We start from the raw sequence: 25901 nt of genomic DNA, 5'->3' as shown, positions 1-25901 counted from the left end.
TCGGCCGGTTGCCGTCGAGGGTCGGGAAGCGACCGGCGTTCGGGCCTACGGGGGCCGGCCCGGCGGGCGGGCGCCAGGGCAACGGCGGGGGACGCTCGGGAACCGCCTCCGGCGTCGGAGGCGGTTGCTCTGCCGCCCGAGGGAGGTGGGCGTCGGGCACCGGGACCCTGCCGGTGGCACCACCGGAGCCGGATCGTCCGGTACCGCGCGCGGCGCCCCCGTCCGGGCGGTAGTGTGAATCTTCCCTCCCCACGACCCCCTCCTCCCCCAGCGAAAATCGGCTTGGGTGACACTACTTCGGTTCGAAGACTATGCGGCGGCCGGAGTCGGCGGGTGGGCATTCACCTGTCCGGGGGTGCCGTCAGTGGTTTCCGTTAGCCAGCGTGGGCAGACGAGGGAGCGTGCAGATGGATTTCGACGTGACGGTTGAGATCCCCAAGGGTCACCGGAACAAGTATGAGGTGGACCACGCGACCGGCCGGATCCGGCTGGACCGCACCCTCTTCACGTCCACCCAGTACCCGGCGGACTACGGGTTCATTGAGGGCACCCTGGGCGAGGACGGCGACCCGCTGGACGCCCTGGTGCTGGTCCCCGAGCCGACCTTCCCGGGCTGCCTGATCCGCTGCCGCACCATCGGCATGTTCCGGATGACGGACGAGAAGGGCGGCGACGACAAGGTCCTCTGCGTGCCCTACGAGGACCCCCGCCAGGAGCACCTGCGCGACATCCACCACCTGGGTGAGTTCGACCGGCTGGAGATCCAGCACTTCTTCGAGGTGTACAAGGACCTGGAGCCCGGCAAGTCGGTGGAGGGCGCGACCTGGGTCGGCCGCACCGAGGCCGAGGCCGAGATCCACGCCTCCTACCAGCGGGCCCGGGACGCCGAGGCGCGCGGCGAATCCACCCACTGACGAACGCTGACGTGCCGGGCCCGGGGGCCGCTCAACCGAGCAGCCCCCGGGTCCGGTCGTACAGGTCGAGCACCGCACAGGCGACCGGCACCACGGCGACCACCAGCGCCGTGTCGGTCAGGTCCGCGATCCTGCCGAGGTACGGCGAGACCGGTCGGCGGGCGTACCCGGTGCCGGCCGCGACGGCCACCAGGGCCAGCGCCGCCCCGCCGATGACCAGCGCCAGCCGCCCGGCGTCGTCGGCCCGGCCGACGAGCACCGTGCCCAGCACCGCGTAGCCGGCCAGACCGGCGAGCGCCGGCACCCGGTGCCGCAGCGCGACGAAGAGCCGCGACCGCAGCAGCAGCACGGCCGAGGTCACCGCCACCAGCACCCGGCCGGCGGTGCCGCCGGCCACCCCCAGCACCGCCGCCGCGGCCACCGCCAGCAGGGCGTGCCCGAGCAGCATCCCGGTGAGAATCTCCTCGGTGCGGGACACCGCCGCGTGCACCCGGCCCCGGTCCGGCAGGTCCCGGGCCCGCTCCGGCTCCGCGGCGGGAGTGGCGGCCGGCAGGGTGATCGGCGGCAACGGCAGCTTGCCCAGCCGGATGGCCCGCAGCGGGATCGCCCCGACGGCGAAGACCAACGCGCTCAGCAGCACCGCCGCCGTGCCGGCCGGGGTCAGCAGCAGCCCGCCGAGCGCCGCCCCGGCGCCGACCAGCCCCACCGTTACACCGGCCACGAAGACCCGCAGCCGGCTGGCCACCCCGAGCAGCCCGAGCAGCGCGACCAGCAGGAGCGCCACCGAACCGGCCAGCAGTTCGGGCGCGCCGACCCAGCGCAGCGGCCCGAAAAGGCCGACCGGGTCGCCCGAGCCGACCGGTAGGGCGCCGGCCACGAACGCGTACGGCAGGGCGTAGCCACCGAGGGTCGCCCCGGCGGCGCCGTCGCCATTGGCACGGCTGGCGACCGTGCCGGCCACCGTGAGCAGAACCGCCACCACCGCCGCCGCGAGCCAGCCGCCGCGGTACGCCGGGCCACCGGCGAGCAGGGCGAGCAGCCCGACGGCGAGCGGCACCGCAGCGCCCGCCAGGCCGGCCGCGCGGGTGGCGGTGGGCGACCAGGCGCCGCCGCGGCGACGGGCGCCGTCGGCGATCGCCTCCACCACGTCGTCGTACTCCAGCTCGGGCCAGTGGGCGCGGGCCGGCACCAGGTGCAGCACCTCACCGTCGCGGACCCCCTGTGGCAGCAGCGCCTGAGCGGTCGCCAACAGGGCGCCGTCGGTGCGGCGCAGCACCCAGCCGCCGTGCCGTTCGCCGTCGTCGGCCAGCCCCTCACCGGCGTGCCGGAGCACGTCGGGCAGCAGCTCGGCCAGAGGCACCTGCTCCGGCAGGGCGACGTCCACCCGCCGTTGCGGCGCGCTGATGGTGACGCGGGCCAGCCCGGTTGTCATCGACTGGTCTCCATATCGAGAGGGATCGGAGGCTGCGCGGACGACAGGACTTTACCTACCATGAGCCAGGCTCGGGTTACCCAGCGCAGTCAGGAGGCCGAGTGTCCACCGTTGTCATCAAGCGTCCGCCCCGCCGGCCGGCGCCGGAGATCCCGGCCGGTGAGCTACCGGTCGAGGCGCCGCCGGAGATCCCCGCGGTGACCGGTGGACGGTGGCAGCAGATGCCCATGCTGCTGCCCATGCTCGGCGGCACGGTGGCGATGGCGATGATGTTCGGCCGGGGCGGCGGCGCCTACTCGTACGTGGTGGGCGGGATGTTCGGGCTCTCCTCGTTGGCGATGCTGGTGACCTCCTGGGGCAGCGCCTCGGGCACCCCCAAGAAGTCCGAGATGATGGCTGCCCGCCGCGAGTACCTGCGCCACCTGGCCACGCTGCGCCGCCGGGTCCGGCAGACCGTCGGGCAGCAGCGGGCCGGGCTCTACTACCGACACCCGGACCCGGGCCGGCTGTGGTCGACGGTGGACAGCCACCGGGTCTGGGAGCGGCGTCCCGCCGACCCGGACTTCGCGGTGGTCCGGGTCGCCGTCGGGCCGCAGACGCTGGCCACCCCGCTCGTCCCACCGGTCACCCGACCACTGGAGGAGCTGGAGCCGATGACCGCCGGCGCGCTGCGCCGCTTCCTGGACGCGTACTCCGTGGTGCCGGACCTGCCGGTGGCGCTGTCGCTGCGCAGCTTCGCCCGGGTGTACGTGCGGACCGGCGGTCGCTCCGGCGGCGGACCGGCCACCGGCGGGCCGCCCACCGGCGACCCGGCCGCACAGGCGCTGGTCCGGGCCGTGCTGACCCAGCTGGCCGTCTTCCACGCGCCCGACGAGCTGCTGGTCGCGATCTGCGCCGGGCCGGAACGCCGGGCCGTCTGGGAGTGGGTGAAGTGGCTGCCGCACGTCCACCATCCCGGCCGCACCGACGCGCTCGGTCCGGTCCGGCTGGTCACCAGCTCCGCCGCCGAGCTGGAACGGCTGCTCGGAGACGTGCTGACCAGCCGGTCCCGGTTCAGCCCGGCCGGCCCGGCCACCGACGGCCCGCACGTGGTGGTGGTCCTCGACGGCGGCGACCTGACCGGTGCCACCGACCTGACCGGCGACGGCGGCATCGACGCGGTCACCGTCCTGGACCTGGACACTCCGCCGCCGCGCCTGCTCGACCGTTACGCGCTGCTGCTGGAGTTGCGCGGCCGACGGCTGCACTCCTGGTCGATAGAGGGGCACGCCGAGGTGGGCACCGCCGACCAGCTCGACCCCGCCGACGCCGAGGCGGTCGCCCGACGGCTCGCGCCACTGCGCCTGGCCGGGGCGGCACGTGGCCCGGACGCCCCGCTCCAGGCCGAGCTGGGCCTGCCCGAGCTGCTCGGCCTCGGCGACCCGGAGAGCTTCACCGCCGAGCAGGGCTGGGCGCCGCGCTCGCCCCGGGACCGGTTGCGGGTGCCGATCGGGGTCGGCGTCGACGGCGGCGCCATCGAGCTGGACCTCAAGGAGTCCGCCCAGGACGGGATGGGCCCGCACGGCCTGCTCATCGGAGCCACCGGCTCCGGCAAGTCCGAGCTGCTGCGCACGCTGGTGCTGGGGTTGGCCGTCACGCACAGCTCCGAACAGCTCAACTTCGTGCTGGTCGACTTCAAGGGCGGCGCCACCTTCGCCTCGTTCGACCGGCTGCCGCACACCGCCGCCGTGATCACCAACCTGGCCGACGCGCTGCCCCTGGTCGACCGGATGGTGGACGCGATCAACGGTGAGCTGATCCGCCGCCAGGAGCTGCTGCGGCGGGCCGGGAACTTCGCCGGCGTGCGCGACTACGAGCGGGCCCGCGCTGCCGGCAGCCCGCTGGCGCCGCTGCCATCCCTGCTGCTGATCTGCGACGAGTTCTCCGAGCTGCTCTCCGCGAAACCCGACTTCATCGACCTGTTCGTGCAGATCGGCCGGCTGGACCGGTCACTCGGCGTGCACCTGCTGCTCGCCAGCCAGCGCCTGGAGGAGGGCCGCCTACGCGGGCTCGACACCCACCTGTCGTACCGGATCGGGCTGCGGACCTTCTCCGCCTTGGAATCCCGGACCGTGCTCGGGGTGCCGGACGCGCACGAGTTGCCCCGCTCACCGGGCCACGGCTACCTGCGCGCCGGCACGGACCCGCTGGCCCGGTTCAGGGCCGCGTACGTCTCCGGCCCGGTCCGCCGCCGGGCCGCGCCGGCCGGCGCCACCGGCGGGGGTGGTGCCCGCCTACTCACGTTCACCACCCACGCCGTGCCCCTGCCCGAGCCGGTCAGCCCGGCCGCGCCCGTCCTGGCCGAGGAGGAGAGCGGCCGGGAGACCCTGCTCGACCTGCTGGTCGACCGACTCGTCGGGCGGGGCCCGCCCGCGCACCAGGTCTGGCTCCCGCCGCTCGGCCAGCCACCGGCCCTGGACGACCTGCTCGGCCCGGTCGAGGTGGACCCGGCGCGCGGGCTCACCGTGGGCAACCCGGAGCTGCACGGCGCGCTCGGGGTGCCGGTGGCCGTGGTGGACAGGCCGCTGGAGCAGCGCCGGGACCTGCTCTGGCTGGCGCTGGACGGCGCGGCCGGGCACGTCGCGGTGGTCGGCGCGCCGCAGAGCGGCAAGTCCACCGCGCTGCGCACGCTGATCTGCGCGCTGGCACTCAGCCACACCCCGGCCGAGGTGCAGGTCTACTGCCTCGACTTCGGCGGCGGAGGGCTGGCCGCGCTGCGCGACCTGCCGCACGTGGGCGGGGTGACCGGCCGCGGCGACCCGACGGCGGTACGGCGCACCGTCGGCGAGATGACCACCCTGCTGGCCGAGCGGGAACGCCGCTTCGCCGAGCTGGGTGTGGAGTCGATGGCCGCGTACCGGCAGCGCCGGGCCGCGGCGGGAACGGCCAGCCAGCCGGGCGCCGGCCCGTTCGGCGACGTGTTCCTGGTGGTCGACGGCTGGAGCACGGTGCGCGGCGAGTACGACGACCTGGAGCCACTGGTCACCGAGCTGGCCACCCGGGGGCTGTCGTACGGGCTGCACGTGGTGGCCACGGCGCTGCGCTGGCTGGACTTCCGGCCGGCGATCCGGGACCTGTTCGGCTCCCGGCTGGAGCTGCGCCTCGGCGACCCGGCCGACTCGCTGGTGGCCCGGCGGGCGGCCGCGAACGTGCCGGAGCGGCCCGGACGGGGAGTCACCGCGGAGAGCCTGCACTTCCTCACCGCGCTACCGCAGCTCGCCACCGCGGGCGGGGACACCGCCGACCTCGTCAAGCGGGTCGCCGGCAGTTGGGCGGGCCCTCCGGCGCCCCGGGTGCGGCTGCTGCCGCCAGTGCTGCCGTACGCCGAGCTGGACCTCGCCGCGACGACCGGGTTGCGGCTGCCGATCGGCATCGCCGAGGCGGACCTGCGCCCGGTGGTGCTCGACTTCGCCACCGAGCCGCACTTCGTGGTCTTCGGCGACGCGGAGTGCGGCAAGTCGTCGTTCCTGCGCGCGCTGGCCACCTCGATCATCACCCGGTTCACCCCGGAGCAGGCCCGGGTGATCCTGGTCGACTACCGGCGCAGCCTGCTCGGCGCCATCGAGACACCGCACCTGATCGGCTACGGAACCGCGGCGGCGCACGCCGCCGACCTGGTCGAGTCGGCGGCCGGCTACCTGGAGCGGCGGGCCCCGGGGCCGGAGGTCACCCCGCAGCAGCTGCGCGACCGGTCGTGGTGGTCCGGGCCGGAGCTCTTCGTGCTGGTCGACGACTACGACCTGGTGGCGGCCGGGCCGGCGAACCCGTTGCGGGCCCTGGAGGAGCACCTGCCGCACGCCCGCGACGTCGGCCTGCACCTGGTGCTGGCCCGCCGCTCCGGCGGCGCGGGCCGGGCCCAGTACGAGTCGATCGTGCAGCGACTGCGGGAGCTGTCCACGGCCGGCCTGGTGATGGCGGGCAGCCCGGAGGAGGGCGCACTGGTCGGGCCGGTCCGGCCCGGGCCGCTGCCACCGGGCCGTGGTCGGTTGGTCACCCGGCGGGAGGGCGTACGCCTCGTCCAGCTCGCTCAGCTGCCACCGCTGTGACGTGTCTCCCCGGTTCCTCCCGTGACAGGTGAGGAAACCGGTAATCTCCGATCGTCATGGTTCCGTCGGGATGAATGGCAGAGGATGTGACTGGGGTTCGGCACAGCTGTCCGGCAGCGGCCCGACGGGCAACCGGCCGGGTGCTGCTCGGTGCGGTGGCGGTGCTCGCCGTCGTGGCCCCGGCCGCGGCCGCCGCGCCCGTCACCGCGCCCGCCACCGGCGGACAGCTCGCCGGCGCGCCGGCGGTGTTCGCCCCTGGTGACAGCGTGAGCCGCACCGACCAGGTCCGCGACGAGCAGTGGCAGCTCGACGAGCTGCGCGCCGAGACGGCCTGGCGCAGCTCGACCGGGCGGGGGGTGACCGTCGCGGTGATCGACTCCGGCGTGGACGCCAGCCATCCCGATCTGGTGGGCCAGGTGCTGTCCGGTGTCGATCTGGTCGGCCCGGACGGCGGCGCCGGACCGGATCCGGTGGGGCACGGCACCACCGTCGCGGGCCTGATCGCCGGTCGGAAGGACGACAAGCGGGGCGTGGTCGGCCTGGCGCCGGACGCCCGGATCCTGCCGGTGCGCGTGCTCGACGACGAGAACCGCTACGACGACGCGCTGATCGTCGCCCAGGGTGTGCGTTGGGCGGTCGACCACGGCGCCAGCGTGATCAACCTGTCGCTGGGCGGCAGCGGCGACAGCCCCGCACTGGCCGCGGCGTTGGACTACGCCTTCGCCCGGGACGTGGTCGTGGTCGCCTGCACCGGCAACCTGGCCACCTCCAGCAACTCCAAGGTCTGGTATCCGGCCCGTGAGCCGGGCGTGATCGCGGTCGCCGGCCTGGAACGCAGCAGCGACAATCTCTGGTCCGGTTCGATCACCGGCCGGGCGACGGTGCTGAGCGCACCCGCCACCGGGCTGGTCGGCGCCAAATCCCCGGACGGGTACTGGCGGGTGCAGGGCACCAGCTTCGCCGCGCCGCTGGTGACCGCCACCGCCGCGCTGGTGCGGTCCCGCTACCCGCGGATGCCCGCTGGCGAGGTGGTCAACCGGCTGCTGGCCACCGCGCGCGACCTCGGCCCGACCGGACGGGACGACCGATTCGGGTACGGGGCGGTGGACCCGGTGGCCGCGCTGACCGCACAGGTCCCCCCGGTGACCGCCAACCCGTTGGACGACCAGACGTCGCCGGGCGTGGTCGGCTTCGGCCCGGCCCCCGGTTCCGCCGACAACGACCCGGTGACCGGCGCCGGCAGCGACCCGCTCGGTCTCACCGCCCCCCGGCAGCAGACCCGGTGGACGGCCCGGGCGGCGGGCGGGCCGTCCGATTCGGCGCCGGAGCAGCTGTGGACAGCGGCCGTGCTCCTCGTCGCCCTGATCACCGGCGCGGCGTTGATGGTGCGGCGGTTCCGCCAGCGGGCCCGCTGATCGCTTCCGCCGCCGCAGGGCTGAGCGCACCGCCGGTGGGGTAGAACCGTGCCCATGAGCACGCCCGGCCCGCGCACCCTGGCCCACGCCTCCCACCCGTCCTGGTGGCGCCGCCGCCTCGACCCGGATCATTCGCTGGGCCTGCGGCTGACGCTGGCCGCGACGGCGACGTTCCTGGTGCTGGTGCCGTTCACGCTGCTCGCCCTGCTGGTGCTCGGGGGCTGGGCGCCGCTGCACCGGCTGGACGCGACGGTCACCGACGCGCTGCACGGCTACGCGCTCGACCATCCGGCCTGGGTCGCGCTGATGCGGGTCTGGACCGAGGTGTTCGCGCCGATGCCGCTGCGGGCCGGCGCACTGCTCCTGGTGATCTGGCTGCTACGCCGGGGAGCCCGCCGGCTGGCCCTGTGGGTGACCACCACCATGGTGGTGGGCGGGTTGATCGGCCCGCTGCTCAAGCTGCTCGTCGGCCGGGACCGGCCGGACCTGCTCGACCCGGTCGCCCGAGCCGTCGGCTACGCGTTCCCCTCCGGGCACGCGCTGAACGCCACCCTGGCGGCCGGTGTGCTGCTGCTGGCGCTCCTGCCGTACGCCGGGCGGGGGCGGTGGCGGGTCACGCTCTGGGTCGCCGCGGTGCTGGTCGCCGTGCTGACCGGCCTGAGCCGGGTGGCACTCGGCGTGCACTGGGCCAGCGACGTGCTGGGCGGGTGGCTGCTGGGTGCGGCGGTGGTCGCGGCGACCACGGCCGCGTTCACCAGTTGGCGGGCGCACACCGGCCTGCGGCCCGTCCGGGCGACCCGGGACGGCCTCGCGCCGGAGGTGAAGCGGGACCCCGGAGCCGCCTGAGGCGTGCCGACGACCACGACAGGGTACTGGCCGGCCCATGTCCGACACCGCGGTCCAGATCGTCCGGCGGGTGCTGCTGCCGGTGTCCCTGCTGCTCGGCGTCATGGTGCTGCTCGGGGTGCTGATCACCCGGGTGTTCGCCCGGACCTGGCCGTTCACCGTTGAGGACGCGGTGAACCGCGAGCTCGCCGCTGATCGCACCGCCGGCTGGAACGACGTGTCGCTGGTGTTCAGCACGCTGGCCAGCACCCAGATGATCGTGGTGGTCACCGTGCTGGTGGCGCTGACCCTGCGGCTCTGGCTGAACCAATGGCGGGAGCCGGTGTTCCTGTGCGCGGCGGTGACCGCCCAGGCGCTGGTGTTCCTGCTGACCACGCTCGCGATCGACCGGCGGCGGCCGGCGGTGGAGCACATGGACGTCTCGCCGCCCACCTCCAGCTTCCCGTCCGGGCACACCTCGGCGGCGATGGCGCTCTACGTCGGCATCGCGGTCCTGCTGGCGCTGCGGACCCGTAGCACGGGGGCGAAGGTGGCCTGGTGGACGCTGCTGCTGGTGGTGCCGTTGGGCGTGGCGCTGACCCGGATGTACCGGGGGATGCACCACCCGAGCGACGTGGTGGCTTCCTTCCTCAACGGCGGCACCTGCGTGGCGATCATGGCGCGCAGCGTGCTCGATCGAGGGGTGCGGTGGGGACGGGCGAAGCTGCCCAGCGGCCGCAGGCCCGCCGCACCAGCCCGGAGTTGACCAGGGCGCCGCTCAGGTGCACTCGCCGGTGCCGACGCGCCGGTTGCGTTCCGCGCCGGCCAGCGCCACCGGACGCGCCTCGGCGGCGGTCACCGCGAAGCCGGTGTTCGGGTCGTCGGCCGCCGCCGCGAAGATGACGCCGAGCACCAGGCCGTTGGCGGAGACCAGCGGACCGCCGGAGTTTCCGCTGCGGACCAACGCCCGGATCGTATAGATCTCCCGAGTGACGTCTCCGGAGGCGTAGATGTCCGGCCCCGTGATCCGGTCGACGTCGCGCACACGCGCCGACTGCGCGTTGTACGGGCCGTCGAGCGGGAAGCCGAGCACGATGGCGTCCGTACCGCTGCCCGCGTTGCCGGCCGCGAACCGCAGCGACGGGCCGGGCAGCCCGGGTACGAGCAGCACGGCCAGGTCCCGGTCCGGGTCGTAGACCACCACCTCGCCGTCGTACCGGTCGCCACCCAGCTCCACCGACACCGAGCGGGTGCCGGCAACCACGTGCGCGTTGGTCATGACCCGGTCGTCGGCGTACACGAAGCCGGAACCCTCGATCCGGCGCGAGCAGCCGGGCGCGGAGCCGAGCACCTTGACCACCGACCGCTGGCCGTTGACCACCACCTGGGAGCCGGCCAACGCCGGGTCGGGAGGTTCGACCTGCCGGGCACGGGTTGGTGCGAGGTCACCGAAGACGTCCGGGAAACCATCGGTGTCGACGGTGTCCCGCAGCGCGGTGGAGAGCTCGTGGGCCTGCTCCGGCAGGACCTGGTTCACCACGGTGATCAGCGCGCTGTTGCGCACCGAGGCGGCGAGCCAGGGCACCGAGGACGAGCCGAGCGGCACGGCGACCAGCCAGGCGAGCAGGAGCACCGCGAATAGCGAGACGAACGCCCCGCCGACGTCGTCGACCTGCTTGCCGACCTCACTGGTGATCGTCTTGCGCAGGTGCGAGCCGAGCCAGCCGGCGAGCGCCTGCCCGACCACGGCCAGCCCGAAGACCGCCACGAGCGAGATCAGCACCCGGATGCCGGGGTCCACGAACTGCCGGGCGAACAGCGGCCCGAGCTGGAGGCCCAGCAGCAGCCCGAGGAAGAAGCCGGAGAGCGACAGGATTCCGATGACGAAGCCCTGGCGGTATCCGCTGATCGCGAACACGAGCATGAGCAGCAGCAGGACGAGATCCACGACGGACACGGGTCCAGCGTACGGGCAGGGCGCCCGGCAGATGACCATCGCTTGCGGAAGGTGACCGCGGGGTCAGCGCAGGGCGGTCTCGTCGGCGTCGTCGGTGCCGGCCGAGGGTGCCGGCGTCGCCCCGGTGGGCGGCAGCTCGACAACCCGGCCATGCGGCCACGGGCGGGCCCAGCCGCCCATCTCCAGCAGGGTGGCCAGCACCCCGGCGGTGAACCCCCAGACCAGCATGCCGCGCGCCGAGAACGCAGGCCCGATCCAGCCGCTGGGGTGGCGGACCCGCAGCCGGTTGGCCGGGTCGACCAGCTCGCTGACCGGCAGCCGGGCCACGTGCGCCACCTCGGCGGGCTCCCGGGGGTGCACCGGGTGCGGGTCGTGCCACCAGGCCAGGACCGGGGTGACCACGAAGTCGCTGACCGGGATCCACAGCTTCGGCAGCTCGGCCAGCACGGTCACGCTCGCCGGGTCGAGGCCGACCTCCTCGTTCGCCTCGCGCAGCGCGGTGGCGCGGACGTCGATGTCCTCGGGGTCGGCAGCGCCGCCGGGAAAGGCCGGCTGACCAGCGTGGTTGCGCAGGTTGGCGGCGCGCTGCAGCACGAGCACGTCGGGGCCGGCGCCGGGCTGCTCGCCGAGCAGCACCAGCACGGCGCTCTCCCGGCCGCCCTGGGCCGGGGTGATCAGTCGGGTGAAGTCCTCCGCGCGGGCGGTGCCCAGCCGGCTCAGCAACGGCTCGATCCACTCGGGGGGTCGACGGGTCACGCCGGCACCGCCAGGCCGAGGTGCTGGCGGACCAGCTTGTCGAGCTGGGCGTCGTCGAGCGCGCCGGTGGCGTCGATGTGCCGGATCCGACCCTGGCCGTCGACGAAGAGGGTCAGCGGGATGGCGTTGCGGTTCAGCGCCCGTTGCAGCGCCTCGCCCTGGTCCACCAGGATCGGGAACCGGACGCCGAAATCGTCGCCGATGGACTGGGCGCCGTCGCGGCTGTCCCGACTGTTCACCCCGACCACCTGGAGCCGGCCGGCGGCCCGCTCGCTGAGCCGCTGGAAGGCGGGCAGTTCCTTGCGGCACGGCGGGCACCAGGACGCCCACACGTTGATCACCGCCGGCCCCGCCACATCCCGCAACGTGACCGGGGCTCCGCCGGTGAAGCAGGCCAGGGTCAGCTCCGGCAGCTCCTCCCCGCCGATCGTGGGTGCCGCCGTGCCCGCGCCGGCCGTCGGTGCCGTGCTCAGCGCGGCGCAGTCCCGGAACGGCGACGGACGCTGGGCGGCGGTCGCCCGGGGCGCGGGGGCGTCGTCCGCGCCGGCGGTGCACCCGGTGACGACGAGCAGCAGCAGCGGCAGGACCAGCAGGGCGAGGCGCCGGTTCACGGCACCTCCGCGGCAACCGCCTGGGCGGGCACCAACTCCGGGTCGACGCCGGCGGCCGCCGCGAGGTCGCGCGCCCGAGGCCCCTTGAGCAGCTTGGCGGCGGCGGCCGGCTCGGTGGGACCGGTGCCGTACGAGGGGCAGAGCTTGGCCAGCGTGCACGCGCCGCAGGCCGGCTTGCGGGCATGGCAGACCCGTCGCCCGTGGAAGATGATCCGGTGCGACAGCATCGTCCAGTCGCGCTTGTCGTACAGCGCGCCGACCGCGTGCTCGATCTTGACCGGGTCGGTCTCGGTGGTCAGCCGCCACCGGTGGACCAGCCGCTGGAAGTGCGTGTCGACGGTGATGCCGGGGACGTCGAAGGCGTTACCCAGGATGACGTTGGCGGTCTTGCGGCCGATCCCGGGCAGCGTCACCAGGTCGACGAGCCGGCCGGGGACCTGGCCGTCGTACCGGTCGAGGAGGGCCTGTCCGAGCTTGAGCAGCGAGTCGGTCTTGTTGCGGTAGAAGCCGGTGGGCCGGATCAGCTCCTCCATCTCGCCCCGGTCGGCGCCGGCGTAGGCCGCTGCGGTCGGGTAGCGGGCGAAGAGCTTCGGGGTGACCTCGTTGACCTTCTTGTCCGTGCACTGCGCGGAGAGGATGGTGGCGACGGCCAGCTCCAGCGGAGTCGAATGATCCAGCTCACAGTGCGCGTCAGGGTGTGTCTCGGCCAGCACCCGGCCGATCTTGCGGGCACGGCGTTTGCGCCCGAGGTCGGTCTCGCTGGCACCGGGAGGGCTACTGGTCACGACGGTCAGCCTACGTCGCGCCCCGGACGTTCCCGCCGGGTCAACCGCCCGTCGGTGCGGAGATCTTGCCCTGCCCGTCCAACCGGGCGCCACCCTTCGGGAAGTCGCTGCGGCTCAACTCGGTGACCAGGCCCAGGCCCCGGTCGTCCGGGTCCATCGTCGGCTTGCCGGCGGAGTTCATGTACGTCGAGGTGAACGAGCCACCGGCCCACGTGCCGTCCGGCTTCAGCGAAACCTTTAGCACACCGCCCCAGCCGAGCCGGCCGTCGTTGCTCAGCGAGTTGCCCCCACCGGCGAAGTTGCCCAGGCTGTACGCGATCAGCCGACCCCGGTAGAACTCCATGCCGCGCAGCACGTGCGGTCCGTGTCCGACGATCAGATCCGCGCCAGCGTCGATCATGGCGTGCGAGAACTTGACCGGGTCGCCCCGGTTCTCGCCCAGGAACATCTCGGTGCCCGGCTTCACCCGGGTCTTCTCCACGCCCTCGCCACCCATGTGCACCTGCACCACGACCAGGTCCGCCATCGTGGCGGCCTTGGCGACCACCGCCTTCGCCTTGGTGATGTCGACGAGGCTGTTGGACCAGACGTACGACGAGAAGCCCGCCACGGCGACCTTGACGCCCTTGACGTCGACCACGGTGATCTGGTCGGGGGCCCCGGTGTGCTCCAGGTCGTGCTTCTCCAGCGCCTGCTGGGTGTTCCGGTAGCCCTTCGGCCCGTAGTCGTAGCCGTGGTTGTTGGCCTGGTTGAGCACGTCGAAGCCGGCGTCCCGCAGGTGCGCGGCGTACTCCGGTGGGGCCCGGAACTGGAAGCAGCGTGTGGAGTTGGCCCCGCACTTGCCGGTGCCGGTGTCCACCGTCAACGGCTCCTCCAGGTTGCCCATCACCAAGTCGGCCTTGAGCGCCTCGGTGACCGAGTTGAAGAAGCCCTTTCCGCCGGCGGCGGGCAGCCGGTTCGGCGCGTTGCCCATGATGATGTCGCCGGTGGCGGAGAGCGAGATGGCGCGGCCGGACGTCGTCGGGCCGTCGCTGCCCTTCGGCCCGGCCGTCGCGACCGGCGCGCCGGTGCCACCGCCGCCGGCGCCCGGCTGCCAGACGGGCGCCTCCGCGGAGTCCGCACAGCCGGCGACGAGCAGGGCGGCCAGCAGCGCGGCGAGCCCGAGGGCGACGCGGCGGCGCGGGCGGGGGGTGAGGGGCGCGGGAGCATACATCGCTGGCGACCCTACCGGTCGTCAAACGCGCCGACGAGGGCCGATCGGCCGGAAGTTCAGCCGGTCAGGCGTTCGGACCAGGGCACGACCGGCCGGTCGCCGCCGGCGAACACCGCGGCGTGCACCGCTCGGGCCAGCGGGGCGCCCCAGGCGGAGCGTGGCCCGCCGTACGCGGCCTCCGGCCCGTCCACCGGGCAGAGCACGGTGACCGAGTCGGTCGGCGTGCCGGTTCCCGGCAACCCCAGCTCCCTGATCGCCTGGGTTTTGGCCTCGGTCGCGGTGGCCACCGCGTTGACCAGAGCTGAATCGGCGAGCCGGGCCGGCACGTACACCACGATGTTGACCGTGCCGACCCGTTGGGTGAGCGCGGCCGGAGCCGGCGCGGCGGCCGGCACCGGAATGCCGAGCCCGACCGTCGCCCAGGCCCGAACGCCGGTGTCGGTCCGGGTCACCACCTCAGCCACATCGACGCCGGTCAGCAGCCCCACCCCGGGCCCGTCGAGGGCCAGGTCGGCGGCGAGCGAGGCCAGGTGCGCGGCCGGGTCGTCCCGGTCGTACGACATGGGCACGGTGGCGTTGAGCACCCAGCGCCGGACGCCGATCCCACCGCCCAGCGGGCCGCTGCTGACGGCACGCAGGGGCCCGTCCGCGCGCCAGACGAGCAGCGGGATGTCCCGCCCGTCCTCGGTGCGGCTGGTCAGAGTCGGCTCGCTCAGCACGTCGGGCAGGTTACGCCCACCGATCAAGATTCCAGGGGCGACCTCTGATTCGTGCTCACGTGCGCCTAGACTTGGCGGCGCGCGAGGGGATCAGCGGACGGCGGACCCGGCCGACGGACGGCACGCGCAACCGGAGGTGGGCGATGGACGAGGTACTGGCCCGCAGCGGGATCTTCCAGGGTGTAGACCCGGAGGCTGCCGAGGCGCTCGCCAAGGAGATGGAGACGATCGAGGTCCGCAAGGGCGAGGTCGTCTTCAATGAGGGCGAGCCCGGTGACAGCCTCTATATCCTGCTGTCTGGGAAGATCAAGGTTGGCCGCCGCGCGGCGGACGGCCGGCAGAACCTGATCGCGGTGATGGGCCCGTCGGACATGGTCGGTGAGCTGTCGCTCTTCGACCCCGGTCCGCGTACGGCGACCGCCACCGCGGTGACCGACACCCGGCTGGTGCGGCTGCGCAAGCAGGCGCTGCGACCGTGGCTGAACAACCGTCCGGAGATCGCCGAGCAGCTGCTCCGGGTGCTCGCCCGGCGGCTGCGCCGGACCAACGACTCACTCGCCGACCTGATCTTCACGGACGTGCCGGGTCGGGTCGCCAAGAACCTGCTCCAGATGGCCGGCCGGTTCGGCACCCGCGACGGTGGCGTGCTGCGGGTAACCCACGACCTCACCCAGGAGGAGATCGCCCAGCTCGTCGGCGCCTCCCGGGAGACGGTCAACAAGGCGCTGGCCGACTTCGCCTCCCGCGGCTGGCTGCGGCTGGACGGCAAGAGCATCATCATCCTGGACCCGGAGCGTCTGGCCCGCCGCGCCCGCGTCTGAGCAGCACGTCCGTCCCCGCCCGCCGTCGATGACGGCAGGCGGGGACTTTCGTTGCGCCTGATGCTCACCGCTTCCTCGTCTGCCCGGCGCAGAATCGCTGGACGGGACGCCGGTCCGGCCGGAGGGTGGAGCGATGCTGAGCCGAGTCGCTGTCCTGTCCGACATCCACGGGGTGCTGCCCGCACTGGAGGCGGTGCTGGCCGAGCCGGACGTCGCCGCCGCCGACCTGATCGTGCTCACCGGCGACATCGCCGCCGGCCCGCAACCGGTCGAGGTGCTCGACCTGCTCGCCGGCCTCGGCGACCGGATCTGCTGGGTCGGGGGCAACGCCGACCGCGAGCTGGTCGAGGCCCGCGCCGGCCGGCCCGCCTCGATCGAGGTGTCGAACTGGGCCGCCGGGGAGTTGCGTGAGGACCAGGTCGCTCGGCTCGCCGCGTTGCCGACGACGGTGACCCTGGAGATCGACGGCCTCGGCCCGACGCTGTTCTGTCACGCGACGCCCCGCGACGACGAGGAGGTCGTGCTCGTCGACTCCCGGATGGCACGCTGGTCGGAGGTGTTCGCCGGCCTCCCGCCGGAGATCGGAACGGTGGTCTGCGGCCACACCCACATGCCTTTCACCCGCCTGGTCGACCGCCGCCTGGTGGTCAACGCGGGCAGCGTCGGCATGCCGTACGGCGGAGCGGGCGCGTGGTGGGCACTGCTCGGGCCGGGGGCGCAACTGCGCCGCACCGCGTTCGACGTGGACGCGGCCTGCGCTCGGGTGGCCGCTGAATCCACTTTCCCCGATGCCGTCGCCTGGGTCGACGAGTACCTGCGCTCCCAGTACAGCGATGCGGAGGCGCTGGCGGTCTTCGCTCCCCGCGACGGTCGCTGACATCGGTCCCGCCTACCGCGCCCGGGGCGAACCCGCAGCCGGCTCGGGCTTGGAGGTTTCCTCTGCGCCTGTAGAGCTGCCCCAGATCTGGGACGGCCGCGCGTGTCCCCCGGCCAGCCCGGCACACCGACCTGGCAGGCGCCCCGACCTGCCGCGGGTGACCTGGAGGGCGTCCCATTCCTGGGGCAGCTCTACAGGCTCACGGAGCGCCGTCACCGACCGGCCTCCTCCAGAGGCAGCATCCGTCGTCGCGGAAGCCTAGAAAAAGTCAGTCTTGACTGTTTGTTTCGGAGGCCGCAGGCTATGCCCGTGTCCACCGCATCGACGCGTGTCCCTCAGCAGGAGCGCAGTCGGGCCACCCAGGCCCGGCTGCTGGAGGCGACCGTCGACTGTCTGGTCGAGCACGGCTGGTCCGGCACCACCACGACCGTCGTCGCAGCCCGGGCCGGCGTCTCGCGAGGCGCTCAGCTGCACCACTACCCCACCAAGGCCGCGCTGGTCACGGCCGCCGTCGCCCACCTGGCCGAGCGTCGAGCCGACGAGCTGCGCACCGAGGCGGAGGCGTTGCCGGCCGGGCCGCAGCGGCTGGACCGGGTCATCGACCTGCTCGGCGTGGCCTTCACCGGGCCGCTCTTCGTGGCCGCGCTCGAACTCTGGGTCGCCGCCCGCACCGACCGGGAGCTTCGGGACGCCCTCGTCCCCCTGGAGGCGACGGTCGGCCGGGAGATGCACCGACTCACCGTCGCCCTGCTCGGCGTCGACGAGCGCCGCCCCGGCGTCCGGGAAGCGGTGCAGGCCACCCTCGACCTGCTTCGTGGGCTGGGCGTGGCGAACCTGCTCAACGACGACTCGGCTCGGCGCACCGCCCTGTTGACCACCTGGAAGCGCCAGCTCGCCACTCTGCTCACGCCCTGACCGCCGGCCGCACCGGCCCGCACCAACCGGAGGCACCATGGTCGACCTCAGCGACCTGCTCACGGACCTGGCCGACGAGTCCGCCCAGCTGGACGCCCTGGTGGCTCCGCTACCGGCGGCCGACTGGGCTCGGCCGACCCTCGCGCCGGGCTGGAGCATCGGGCACCAGGTCGCCCACCTCGCCTGGACCGACCACGTGGCGCTGCTGGCCGCCACCGATGCGGCGGCCTTCTTCGCGACGGTGAGCGCCGCACCCGACCCGGCCCGCATGGTCGACCACGGCGCCGAGCAGTTCCTCGCCCCGCCGGCGGAGCTGCTGACCCGCTGGCGCGCCGGCCGGACGGCGCTCGCCGCCGCGCTGGCCGCCGTCCCGGCCGGCGAGAAACTGCCCTGGTACGGCACCCGGATGTCGGCCACCTCCATGGCGACCGCCCGGATCATGGAAACCTGGGCGCACGGCGAGGACGTGGCCGACGCGCTCGGCGTCGCCCGCCCCGCCAGCGACCGGCTCCGACACGTGGCGCACCTCGGCGTGCGTACCCTCGGGCACGGCTTCGCCGCGCACGGCCGACCGGCACCGACGGCGCCGGTCCGGGTCGAGTTGACCGGGCCCGGCGGCGACACCTGGAGTTGGGGTCCGGCGGACGCCGCCGACCGGCTGACCGGCCCGGCCCGGGACTTCTGCCTGCTGGTCACCCAGCGCCGGCACCGCGCGGACCTCGCCCTGCTGGCCACCGGGCCGGTCGCCGACGAATGGCTCGACGTCGCGCAGGCCTTCGCCGGCCCGCCGGGCGTCGGCCGGGAGCCGTCCGCGACGCCGGCCGGTGGGCACGGAGTACGAGCGTGATCCGCATCGGCAACGCCTCCGGCTTCTACGGTGACCGGTTCACCGCCTGGCGGGAGATGCTCGACGGCGGCGAGCTGGACGTGCTGACCGGCGACTACCTGGCCGAGCTGACCATGCTGATCCTCGGCCGGGACCGGCTGCGCGACCCCGATCTGGGCTACGCGAAGACGTTCCTGCGCCAGATGGAAACCTGCCTCGGCACCGCCCTCGACCGGGGGACGCGGATCGTGACGAACGCCGGTGGGTTGAACCCGGCCGGCCTGGCCGCCGCCATCGATCGGCTCGCCGGTCGGCTGGACCTGCCGGTGCGGGTCGGGTACGTCGAGGGCGACGCCATCCAACGGCCCGACGCGCTGACGGCGAACGCCTACCTGGGCGCGTTCGGGATCGCCGCCTGCCTCGACGGCGGGGCGGACGTGGTGGTCACCGGGCGGGTGACCGACGCGTCGCTGGTGGTCGGCCCGGCCATCGCCCACTACGGGTGGGATCGAGACGACCTGGACGAGCTCGCCGGGGCGACCGTGGCGGGGCACCTCGTCGAGTGCGGCGCGCAGGTCACCGGCGGCAACTTCAGCTTCTTCACCGAGCTGCCCGACAGCGGGCACCGGCCTGGCTTCCCGATCGCCGAGGTGCACCCGGACGGCTCCACGGTGGTCACCAAGCATCCGGGCACCGGCGGTGCGGTGACGGTGGAGACGGTCACCGCCCAGTTGCTCTACGAGGTCGGTGGGCCGGCGTACCTGGGGCCGGACGTGGTGACCCGGTTGGACAGCGTGACGCTGCGCCCGGACGGGCCGGACAGTGTCCGGGTCTCCGGCGTCCGGGGCACGCCGCCGCCGGCCACCCTCAAGGTGGGCGTCAACAACCTCGGTGGCTTCCGCAACTCGATGACGTTCGTGCTCTGCGGGCTGGACATCGAGGCGAAGGCGGCACTGGTCCGGGGGCAGGTCGAGGAGGCGGTGGGCAAGGACGGGCTGGAGTTCGTGCTGGCCCGGACCGACCATCCGGACGCCGTCGACACCGAGGCGGCCAGCGCGCTGCTCCACGTCCACCTGCGCGACAGCGACCGGATGCGAGCGGGCCGGGCGTTCTCGGCCGCCGCGGTGGAGTTGGCGCTCGCCTCGTACCCGGGTTGCACGCTGACCACCCTGCCGGGCGACGCCACCCCGTACGGCGTCTTCACCGCCGACACGGTGCCGCAGGACGCGGTTGCGCACGTCGCGGTGCTGCCCTCCGGCGAGCGGGTGCCGATCGCGCCACCGCCGAACACGTGTTTGCAGGGGCCCCCTGTACAACAAAATCCGATAAGAAGGGGCCCTTCCTTATCGCGGACCCGACGCGGGCCGCTCGGCGAGCTGGTCGGTGCGCGCTCCGGCGACAAGGGCGGCGACGCCAACCTCGGTGTCTGGGCGCGCTCCGACGCCGGGTACGCCTGGTTGCGCCACTGGTTGACCGTCGAACGGCTGGCCGAGCTGCTGCCGGAGACGGCGCCGCTGGCGGTGCAGCGGTACGAGCTGCCGAACCTGCGTGCGGTCAACTTCGTGATCGAGGGCCTGCTCGGGGCCGGGGTGGCCGCGTCCACCCGGTTCGACCCGCAGGCCAAGGCGCTCGGCGAGCTGCTGCGCTCGCGGACCGTCGACCTGCCGGTCGACGTGCCGATCGGGCCCACGACTTCGGGCGGGGAGGCGGCGTGAGCATCGTGGACACCCCGGAGCGGCGACAGCTGCGCGAGCTGACCCGGGCCTTCGTGACCCGGGAGGTGCTGCCGCACCTGGACGAGTGGGAGCGGGCCGGCGAGGTCCCCCGGGCGCTGCACGCCACCGCCGCGAAGCTCGGCCTGCTCGGCATCGGCTTCCCCGAGTCCGTGGGCGGCAGCGGCGGCGACCTGCTCGACTCGATCCTCGTGACCGAGGAGCTGATCCGCTCCGGCGGCTCGTCCGGCCTGGTCGCGGCCCTGTTCACGCACGGCATCGCGCTGCCGCACATGGTCGCGGCGTCCGGTGCGCGTACCGGCGGGTCGCTGGGCGGCCGGCTCGGCGGCGTGTCGAAGCCGGGGGACGACGACCTGATCGAGCGGTACGTCCGGCCCACCCTGGCGGGCACGATGATCGGAGCGCTGGCGATCACCGAGCCGGACGGCGGTTCGGACGTGGCCGGCATCCGTACCACCGCCCGTCGGGACGGCGACCACTACGTGGTCAACGGGTCGAAGACCTACATCACCAGCGGGCACCGGGCGGACTTCGTGACCACCGCGGTCTGCACCGACTTCCCGGGCAGCGGCGAGCTCAGCCTGCTGGTCATTGACAAGGGCAGCCCCGGGTTCACCGTGGGGCGCCGGCTCGAGAAGCTGGGCTGGCACTGCTCGGACACGGCCGAGCTCTCCTTCGTCGACGTACGGGTGCCGGTGGCCAACAGGATCGGCGCGGAGAACACCGGCTTCCTGGCGATCATGCAGCACTTCGCCGCGGAGCGGCTCTCGCTGGCCACCCAGGCGTACGCCACGGCGCAGCGCTGCGTCGAGCTGGCGGTGCGCTGGTGCCGGGATCGGGAGACCTTCGGCCGTCCGCTGGCCAGCCGGCAGCTGGTCCGGCACCGGCTGGCCGAGATGCACACCCGGGCCGAGGCGGCCCGGTCGTACGTGCACGAGGTGGCCGGCCGGGTGGCGGCCGGCGAGCCGGTGGTGACCGAGGTGGCGATGGCGAAGAACGTCGCCGTGGCGGCCTGCGACCACGTCGTCGACCAGGCGTTGCAGCTGCACGGCGGCTTCGGCTACCTGCGCGACGCCGAGGTGGAACGGCACTACCGGGACGCCCGGATCCTCGGCATCGGCGGCGGCACCACCGAGATCATGAACGAGATCATCGCGAAGGGCATGGGCCTATGAGCGCGAGGAGTGAGCCGGGTTTGCGAGCCCCGCAGTCGCGAGCGAAGGAGATGCATTGAGCACCTTGGACAGCGCGATCGACCCGTCAGCACCCGGGTACGCGGCGAACCGGGCGGCGTTGCTGGACCGGCTGGCCGAGCTGGACGCCGCGCTGGACCAGGCCCGGGCCGGCGGCGGCGAGAAGTACGTGACCCGGCACCACGCCCGCGGCAAGCTGCTCCCCCGGGAGCGGATCGAGCTGCTGGTGGACGCCGAAAGCCCGTTCCTGGAGCTGTCGCCGGTCGCCGCCTACGGCACGGACTTCCCGGTCGGGGCCAGCGTGGTCACCGGCATCGGCGTGGTCGAGGGCGTCGAGTGCCTGATCATCGCCAACGACCCGACGGTCCGCGGCGGCGCGGTCAACCCGTGGTCCCTCGCCAAGACCCGGCGGGCCGGGGAGATCGCGCTGGCCAACCGGCTGCCGATGGTCAATCTGGTCGAGTCAGCCGGGGCGGACCTGCCCACCCAGGCGGAGATCTTCATTCCGGGCGGCCGGGTGTTCCGCGACCTCACCCGGCTCTCCGCGGCGGGCATCCCCACGGTCAGCGTGGTCTTCGGCAACGCCACGGCCGGTGGGGCGTACGTGCCGGGGATGTCAGACCACGTGATCATGATCCGGGACCGGTCGCAGGTCTACCTGGCCGGGCCACCGCTGGTGAAGATGGCGACCGGCGAGGTCACCGACGACGAGTCACTGGGCGGCGCGGCGATGCACGCGGGCACGTCCGGGCTCGCCGACTACCTGGCCGAGGACGAGCGGGACGGCGTCCGACTGGCCCGGCAGTGCGTCCGCCGGCTGAACTGGCGCAAGCAGGGCCCGCCACCGCGCACGGCTGTCCCGCAGCCGCCGAAGTACGACCCGGAGGAGCTGCTCGGCATCGCCAGCGCAGACCTCAAGGTGCCGTTCGACCCGCGCGAGGTGCTGGCCCGGATCCTGGACGGCAGCGACTTCGACGAGTTCAAGCCGGCGTACGGTGACGCGCTGGTCACCGGCTGGGGCGAGCTGCACGGGTATCCGGTGGGCGTCCTGGCCAACGCCCGGGGGGTGTTGTTCAGCGAGGAGGCGCAGAAGGCGGCGCAGTTCATCCAGCTCGCCAACGCCGCAGACACCCCGCTGGTCTTCCTTCAGAACACCACCGGCTACATGGTCGGCACCGAGTACGAGCAGCGCGGAATCATCAAGCACGGCGCCCTGATGATCAACGCGGTGTCCAACTCCACGGTGCCGCACCTGACGGTGAACCTGGGCGCCTCCTACGGGGCCGGCAACTACGGCATGTGCGGCCGGGCGTACGAGCCGAGGTTCCTGTTCACCTGGCCGAACGCGAAGTCTGCGGTGATGGGCCCGGCGCAGCTCGCCGGCGTGCTGTCCATCGTGGCCCGGCAGGCCGCCGCCGCACGCGGGCGCGACTACGACGAGGAGTCCGACGCGGCGATGCGGATGATGGTCGAGCAGCAGATCGAGTCGCAGTCCGGGGCGCTGTTCCTCTCCGGCCGGCTCTACGACGACGGGGTGATCGATCCCCGGGACACCCGGACCGTCCTCGGGCTCTGCCTCTCGGCGATCCACAACGGACCGGTGAAGGGCGCCGACGGCTTCGGTGTCTTCCGGATGTGAGGGGCTCGCTCATGATTCGCAGACTGCTCGTGGCCAACCGGGGTGAGATCGCCCGCCGTGTCTTCGCGACCTGCCGGGCGCTCGGCGTGGAGACGGTCGCCGTGCACTCGGACGCGGACGCCGCCGCGCCGTTCGTCGCCGAGGCCGACCAAGCGGTGAGGCTGCCGGGAAACACGCCGGCCGAGACGTACCTGCGGGTCGAGAAGATCCTGGATGCCGCCCGCCGCAGCGGCGCGGACGCCGTCCATCCGGGCTACGGCTTCCTGGCCGAGAACGCCGAGTTCGCGGCGGCGGTGACCGACGCCGGGCTGACCTGGGTGGGGCCGCCGGCCAAGGTGATCGCCGCGATGGGCGAAAAGCTGGCGGCGAAGGCGCTGCTCGCCGAGGCGGGCGTGCCGATGCTGCCCAGCTGGACCGACACCGACGAGATCAGCGACTTCCCGGTGCTGGTCAAGGCGGCCGCCGGCGGCGGCGGGCGCGGGATGCGGATCGTCCGGGACGCCGGGGAGCTTGCCGAGGCCGTCGCCTCGGCGCGGCGCGAGGCGGCCGCGGCGTTCGGCGACGGCACGGTCTTCATCGAGCGGTACGTCGAGCGCGGCCGGCACGTCGAGGTGCAGATCCTCGGTGACGCCCACGGTCGGGTGGTGTCCATCGGCGACCGGGACTGCTCGATCCAGCGCCGGCACCAGAAGATCGTCGAGGAGGCGCCGGCGGTCGTCCCGGAGCGGGTGCGGACGGCGTTGCACGAGGCGGCGGTCGCCGCCGGTCGCGCGGTCGACTACCTGGGCGCCGGCACGGTGGAGTTCCTGCTCGCCCCGAACGGGGAGTTCTTCTTCCTGGAGATGAACACCCGACTCCAGGTGGAGCATCCGGTCACCGAGCTGTGCACCGGGCTGGACCTGGTCGGGCTGCAACTGCTCGTCGCGGAGGGGGAGCCGCTGCCGGCGACGCTGCCGGGCAGCACCGGGCACGCGATCGAGGTACGCCTCTGCGCCGAGGACGCGGCCGCGAGCTGGCGGCCGGCCACCGGCACCCTGCACCGGTTCACGGTCCCCGGGGTGGCCTCCGAGTTCGGCGCGCTGGCCGCCCCCGGGCTGCGGCTCGACTCGGGCGTGGTGGCCGGTTCGACCGTCGGCGTGCACTACGACTCGATGCTGGCGAAGCTGGTCGCCTGGGGCCGGACCCGGGCCGAGGCGACCCGGCTGCTGGCCACCGCGCTGTCCCGCGCCGAGCTGCACGGGGTGACCACCAACCGGGACCTGCTGGTCCGGGTGCTGCGCAGCCCCGCGTTCGCCGCCGTGGAGATCGACACCGGGTTCCTGGACCGGCACGCGGAGGTCTTCGCCCCGCTGCTCCCCGCCGACCGGCTCCCGCTGGCCACGCTCGCGGCGGCTCTCGCCTCCGCCGCCGGTCGTCGCGCCGATGCTCGGGTGCTGGCCGGGCTGCCGTCGGGCTGGCGCAACGTGCCGGCCGTCCCGCAGGTCACCCGGTTCACCGGTCCCGACGGCGAGATCGAGGTCCGCTACCGGCTGGACCGCACGGGCGGGCTGGCGGAATGGTCCGCCGACCCCGACCCCGACCCCGGCGCCGCCGAGCCCAGCGCCGCCGACCCCGCTGTGGCGCTGATCGAGGCCACCCCGGGCCGGGTGGTGCTCGACGTCGACGGGGTGCGGTGCGCGTACCGCGTACACCGGGTGGGGTCGGCGGTCTTCGTGGACGGCCCGGACGGGCCGGCGAGCCTTGCCGAGCTGCCGCGTTTCCCGCTGCCCACCGCGGAGCTGGCCGCCGGGTCGCTGCTCGCGCCGCTGCCCGGCGCGGTGACCCGGGTGCACGTGCAGGTCGGCCAGCGGGTCACGGCCGGCGATCCGCTGCTCACGCTGGAAGCGATGAAGCTGGAACATCCCGTGCTCGCCCCGACCGACGGCGTCGTCGCCGAACTGCCGGTGCCGGCCGGCGGTCAGGTCCGCACCGGCGCGGTGCTGGCCGTGGTCAATCCCGAGGAGGACCCCTGATGACCTTCGACCTCACCCCCGAGCAGGACCAGCTGCGCGACGCCGTGCGGGCACTTGGCCGCCGCTATGGTCATTCCTATTTCGTAGCGAAAGCGAAATCGGGGGAACACACCACCGAGCTGTGGGCCGAGGCCGGCCAGCTCGGCTACCTGGGGGTCAACATCCCCACCGAGTACGGCGGCGGGGGCGGCGGCATCACCGAGCTGGCCATCGTCTGCGAGGAGCTGGCGGCGGCCGGCTGCCCGCTGCTGCTGCTGGTCGTCTCCCCCGCCATCGCGGCCACCGTCATCAACCGGCACGGCACCGAGGAGCAGCGCAAGCGGCACCTGCCGGGCCTCGCCGACGGCTCCCAGAAGATCGTTTTCGCGATCACCGAGCCGGAGGCCGGCTCCAACTTCCACCGGCTGGGCACGGTGGCCCGCCGCGACGGTGACGGCTGGCTGATCTCCGGCCGCAAGTGCTACATCTCCGGGGTCGACGAGGCCGGCCATGTGCTGGTCGTGGCCCGCACCGAGGATTCGTCCACCGGAAAGCTCAAGCCGGCGCTGTTCCTCGTGCCGACCGACGCGGCCGGTCTGACCCGGTCCAAGCTGGACATGGAGATCCTGTCCCCGGAGAACCAGTTCCTGCTCTACCTGGACGACGTGCGGGTGCCCGCCGACGCGCTGGTCGGCGAGTCGCTGGACGCCGGGCTGCCGGCCCTCTTCGCCGGGCTCAACCCGGAGCGGATCACCGTCGCCGCGATGGGCGCCGGCACCGGCCGGTACGCCATCGAGCGGGCCAGTGACTACACCGCCACCCGCAAGGTCTGGGGCGGCCGCAGCATCGGCTCACACCAGGGAGTGTCGCACCCGCTCGCGCACGCGGCGGTGCAGGTCGAGCTGGCCCGCTTGATGATCCAGAAGGCGGCCATCCTGTACGACGCCGGCCGCGACCTGGAGGCCGGGGTGGCCGGCAACATGGCCAAGTACGCAGCCGGGGAGGCCGCCGCGCTCGCCGTGGACACCGCCGTCCAGGTGCTCGGCGGCGCCGGCATGACCACCGAGTACGGGGTGGCCACCCTGCTCGGAGCGGTCCGGGCCGGCCGGATCGCCCCGGTCAGCCGGGAAATGATCCTCAACTTCGTGGCCCAGCACGTCCTCGGTCAGGAGAAGTCGTACTGACCGGCCCACT

Annotated in this window: 21 protein-coding genes; 14 read left to right on the top strand and 7 right to left on the bottom strand. The window is 73.8% G+C overall.

Annotation, left to right across the window (positions count from 1 at the left end):
• The first annotated feature begins 407 nt into the window (after positions 1-407).
• On the top strand, positions 408-914 hold the full coding sequence (locus ABZU69_RS06680) for an inorganic diphosphatase (RefSeq protein WP_121656698.1): 507 nt from the start codon (positions 408-410) through the stop codon (positions 912-914).
• A gap of 31 nt (positions 915-945) precedes the next feature.
• Here the strand turns inward: ABZU69_RS06680 and eccD are convergent, their stop codons facing one another.
• The gene (eccD, locus tag ABZU69_RS06675; RefSeq protein ID WP_354963416.1) at positions 946-2346 is read right to left on the bottom strand and encodes a type VII secretion integral membrane protein EccD; all 1401 of its coding nucleotides are present in this window, start codon (positions 2344-2346) and stop codon (positions 946-948) included.
• A gap of 101 nt (positions 2347-2447) precedes the next feature.
• Between eccD and eccCa the strand changes: the two genes are divergently transcribed.
• The 4 genes from eccCa to ABZU69_RS06655 all read left to right on the top strand — a co-directional run bounded on the left by eccCa (position 2448) and on the right by ABZU69_RS06655 (position 9437).
• On the top strand, positions 2448-6431 hold the full coding sequence (eccCa, locus tag ABZU69_RS06670; protein ID WP_354963415.1) for a type VII secretion protein EccCa: 3984 nt from the start codon (positions 2448-2450) through the stop codon (positions 6429-6431).
• Between the two features lie 74 nt (positions 6432-6505).
• On the top strand, positions 6506-7846 hold the full coding sequence (gene mycP, locus ABZU69_RS06665) for a type VII secretion-associated serine protease mycosin (protein ID WP_354963414.1): 1341 nt from the start codon (positions 6506-6508) through the stop codon (positions 7844-7846).
• 54 nt (positions 7847-7900) lie between these two features.
• A complete protein-coding gene (locus ABZU69_RS06660) occupies positions 7901-8692 on the top strand; it encodes a phosphatase PAP2 family protein (RefSeq protein WP_354963413.1) in 792 nt (263 codons plus the stop codon).
• A 37-nt stretch (positions 8693-8729) separates the two neighbouring features.
• On the top strand, positions 8730-9437 hold the full coding sequence (locus ABZU69_RS06655; protein ID WP_354963412.1) for a phosphatase PAP2 family protein: 708 nt from the start codon (positions 8730-8732) through the stop codon (positions 9435-9437).
• Positions 9438-9449: 12 nt separating this feature from the next.
• Here ABZU69_RS06655 and ABZU69_RS06650 read toward each other — a convergent pair whose 3' ends face one another.
• From ABZU69_RS06650 to ABZU69_RS06625, 6 genes are all read right to left on the bottom strand, one after another.
• Positions 9450-10628 carry a MarP family serine protease gene (locus tag ABZU69_RS06650; protein ID WP_354963411.1) on the bottom strand — a complete coding sequence of 393 codons (1179 nt, stop codon included), beginning with the start codon at positions 10626-10628 and terminating at the stop codon, positions 9450-9452.
• 63 nt (positions 10629-10691) lie between these two features.
• On the bottom strand, positions 10692-11384 hold the full coding sequence (locus tag ABZU69_RS06645; protein ID WP_354963410.1) for a CoA pyrophosphatase: 693 nt from the start codon (positions 11382-11384) through the stop codon (positions 10692-10694).
• A complete protein-coding gene (locus tag ABZU69_RS06640) occupies positions 11381-11995 on the bottom strand; it encodes a TlpA disulfide reductase family protein (protein WP_354963409.1) in 615 nt (204 codons plus the stop codon). The genes ABZU69_RS06645 and ABZU69_RS06640 overlap by 4 nt, the downstream gene beginning before the upstream one ends.
• On the bottom strand, positions 11992-12780 hold the full coding sequence (gene nth / locus ABZU69_RS06635) for an endonuclease III (protein ID WP_354963408.1): 789 nt from the start codon (positions 12778-12780) through the stop codon (positions 11992-11994). Before nth ends, ABZU69_RS06640 begins: the two co-directional genes overlap by 4 nt.
• A gap of 40 nt (positions 12781-12820) precedes the next feature.
• On the bottom strand, positions 12821-13993 hold the full coding sequence (locus tag ABZU69_RS06630; RefSeq protein WP_354963407.1) for a CapA family protein: 1173 nt from the start codon (positions 13991-13993) through the stop codon (positions 12821-12823).
• Positions 13994-14049: 56 nt separating this feature from the next.
• A complete protein-coding gene (locus ABZU69_RS06625; RefSeq protein WP_354963406.1) occupies positions 14050-14712 on the bottom strand; it encodes an adenosylcobinamide amidohydrolase in 663 nt (220 codons plus the stop codon).
• Positions 14713-14855: 143 nt separating this feature from the next.
• Here ABZU69_RS06625 and ABZU69_RS06620 point away from each other — a divergent pair, with 143 nt between their 5' ends.
• The 9 genes from ABZU69_RS06620 to ABZU69_RS06580 all read left to right on the top strand — a co-directional run bounded on the left by ABZU69_RS06620 (position 14856) and on the right by ABZU69_RS06580 (position 25891).
• Positions 14856-15533 (top strand): Crp/Fnr family transcriptional regulator, encoded by a 678-nt coding sequence (locus ABZU69_RS06620; protein WP_007073398.1) that lies wholly within the window; start codon positions 14856-14858, stop codon positions 15531-15533.
• A gap of 133 nt (positions 15534-15666) precedes the next feature.
• On the top strand, positions 15667-16410 hold the full coding sequence (locus tag ABZU69_RS06615) for a metallophosphoesterase family protein (RefSeq protein ID WP_354963405.1): 744 nt from the start codon (positions 15667-15669) through the stop codon (positions 16408-16410).
• Positions 16411-16719: 309 nt separating this feature from the next.
• Positions 16720-17325 carry a TetR/AcrR family transcriptional regulator gene (locus ABZU69_RS06610; protein WP_074318993.1) on the top strand — a complete coding sequence of 202 codons (606 nt, stop codon included), beginning with the start codon at positions 16720-16722 and terminating at the stop codon, positions 17323-17325.
• 37 nt (positions 17326-17362) lie between these two features.
• Positions 17363-18172: a TIGR03084 family metal-binding protein gene (locus ABZU69_RS06605; protein WP_354963404.1), complete on the top strand. Its 810-nt coding sequence runs from the start codon at positions 17363-17365 to the stop codon at positions 18170-18172.
• Entirely contained in the window at positions 18169-19866 is a 1698-nt protein-coding gene (locus tag ABZU69_RS06600; protein ID WP_354963403.1) for an acyclic terpene utilization AtuA family protein, read from the top strand. The genes ABZU69_RS06605 and ABZU69_RS06600 overlap by 4 nt, the downstream gene beginning before the upstream one ends.
• Positions 19863-21059: an acyl-CoA dehydrogenase family protein gene (locus ABZU69_RS06595; protein ID WP_354963402.1), complete on the top strand. Its 1197-nt coding sequence runs from the start codon at positions 19863-19865 to the stop codon at positions 21057-21059. The genes ABZU69_RS06600 and ABZU69_RS06595 overlap by 4 nt, the downstream gene beginning before the upstream one ends.
• A 55-nt stretch (positions 21060-21114) precedes the next feature.
• Positions 21115-22716, top strand: coding sequence for a carboxyl transferase domain-containing protein (locus ABZU69_RS06590; protein ID WP_354963401.1), 1602 nt, complete (start codon positions 21115-21117; stop codon positions 22714-22716).
• A gap of 11 nt (positions 22717-22727) precedes the next feature.
• Complete coding sequence (locus tag ABZU69_RS06585) at positions 22728-24728, top strand: biotin carboxylase N-terminal domain-containing protein (RefSeq protein ID WP_354963400.1); 2001 nt, start codon at positions 22728-22730, stop codon at positions 24726-24728.
• The gene (locus ABZU69_RS06580) at positions 24728-25891 is read left to right on the top strand and encodes an acyl-CoA dehydrogenase (protein ID WP_354963399.1); all 1164 of its coding nucleotides are present in this window, start codon (positions 24728-24730) and stop codon (positions 25889-25891) included. Before ABZU69_RS06585 ends, ABZU69_RS06580 begins: the two co-directional genes overlap by 1 nt.
• Positions 25892-25901 lie beyond the last annotated feature (10 nt).

It is taken from the genome of Micromonospora sp. NPDC005206 (assembly GCF_040608175.1).
Taxonomy (GTDB): Bacteria; Actinomycetota; Actinomycetes; order Mycobacteriales; family Micromonosporaceae; genus Micromonospora.
Note: the sequence above shows the minus strand (reverse complement) of the source record. Positions and strands in the feature narration are given on the sequence as shown.

Coding starts and splice junctions, on each gene's coding strand:
- ABZU69_RS06680 (WP_121656698.1), top strand. CDS start 408: ATGGATTTCGACGTGACGGTTGAGATCCCCAAGGGTCACCGGAACAAG.
- eccD (WP_354963416.1), bottom strand. CDS start 2,346: ATGACAACCGGGCTGGCCCGCGTCACCATCAGCGCGCCGCAACGGCGG.
- mycP (WP_354963414.1), top strand. CDS start 6,506: ATGGCAGAGGATGTGACTGGGGTTCGGCACAGCTGTCCGGCAGCGGCC.
- ABZU69_RS06660 (WP_354963413.1), top strand. CDS start 7,901: ATGAGCACGCCCGGCCCGCGCACCCTGGCCCACGCCTCCCACCCGTCC.
- ABZU69_RS06655 (WP_354963412.1), top strand. CDS start 8,730: ATGTCCGACACCGCGGTCCAGATCGTCCGGCGGGTGCTGCTGCCGGTG.
- ABZU69_RS06630 (WP_354963407.1), bottom strand. CDS start 13,993: ATGTATGCTCCCGCGCCCCTCACCCCCCGCCCGCGCCGCCGCGTCGCC.
- ABZU69_RS06620 (WP_007073398.1), top strand. CDS start 14,856: ATGGACGAGGTACTGGCCCGCAGCGGGATCTTCCAGGGTGTAGACCCG.
- ABZU69_RS06615 (WP_354963405.1), top strand. CDS start 15,667: ATGCTGAGCCGAGTCGCTGTCCTGTCCGACATCCACGGGGTGCTGCCC.
- ABZU69_RS06605 (WP_354963404.1), top strand. CDS start 17,363: ATGGTCGACCTCAGCGACCTGCTCACGGACCTGGCCGACGAGTCCGCC.
- ABZU69_RS06585 (WP_354963400.1), top strand. CDS start 22,728: ATGATTCGCAGACTGCTCGTGGCCAACCGGGGTGAGATCGCCCGCCGT.
- ABZU69_RS06580 (WP_354963399.1), top strand. CDS start 24,728: ATGACCTTCGACCTCACCCCCGAGCAGGACCAGCTGCGCGACGCCGTG.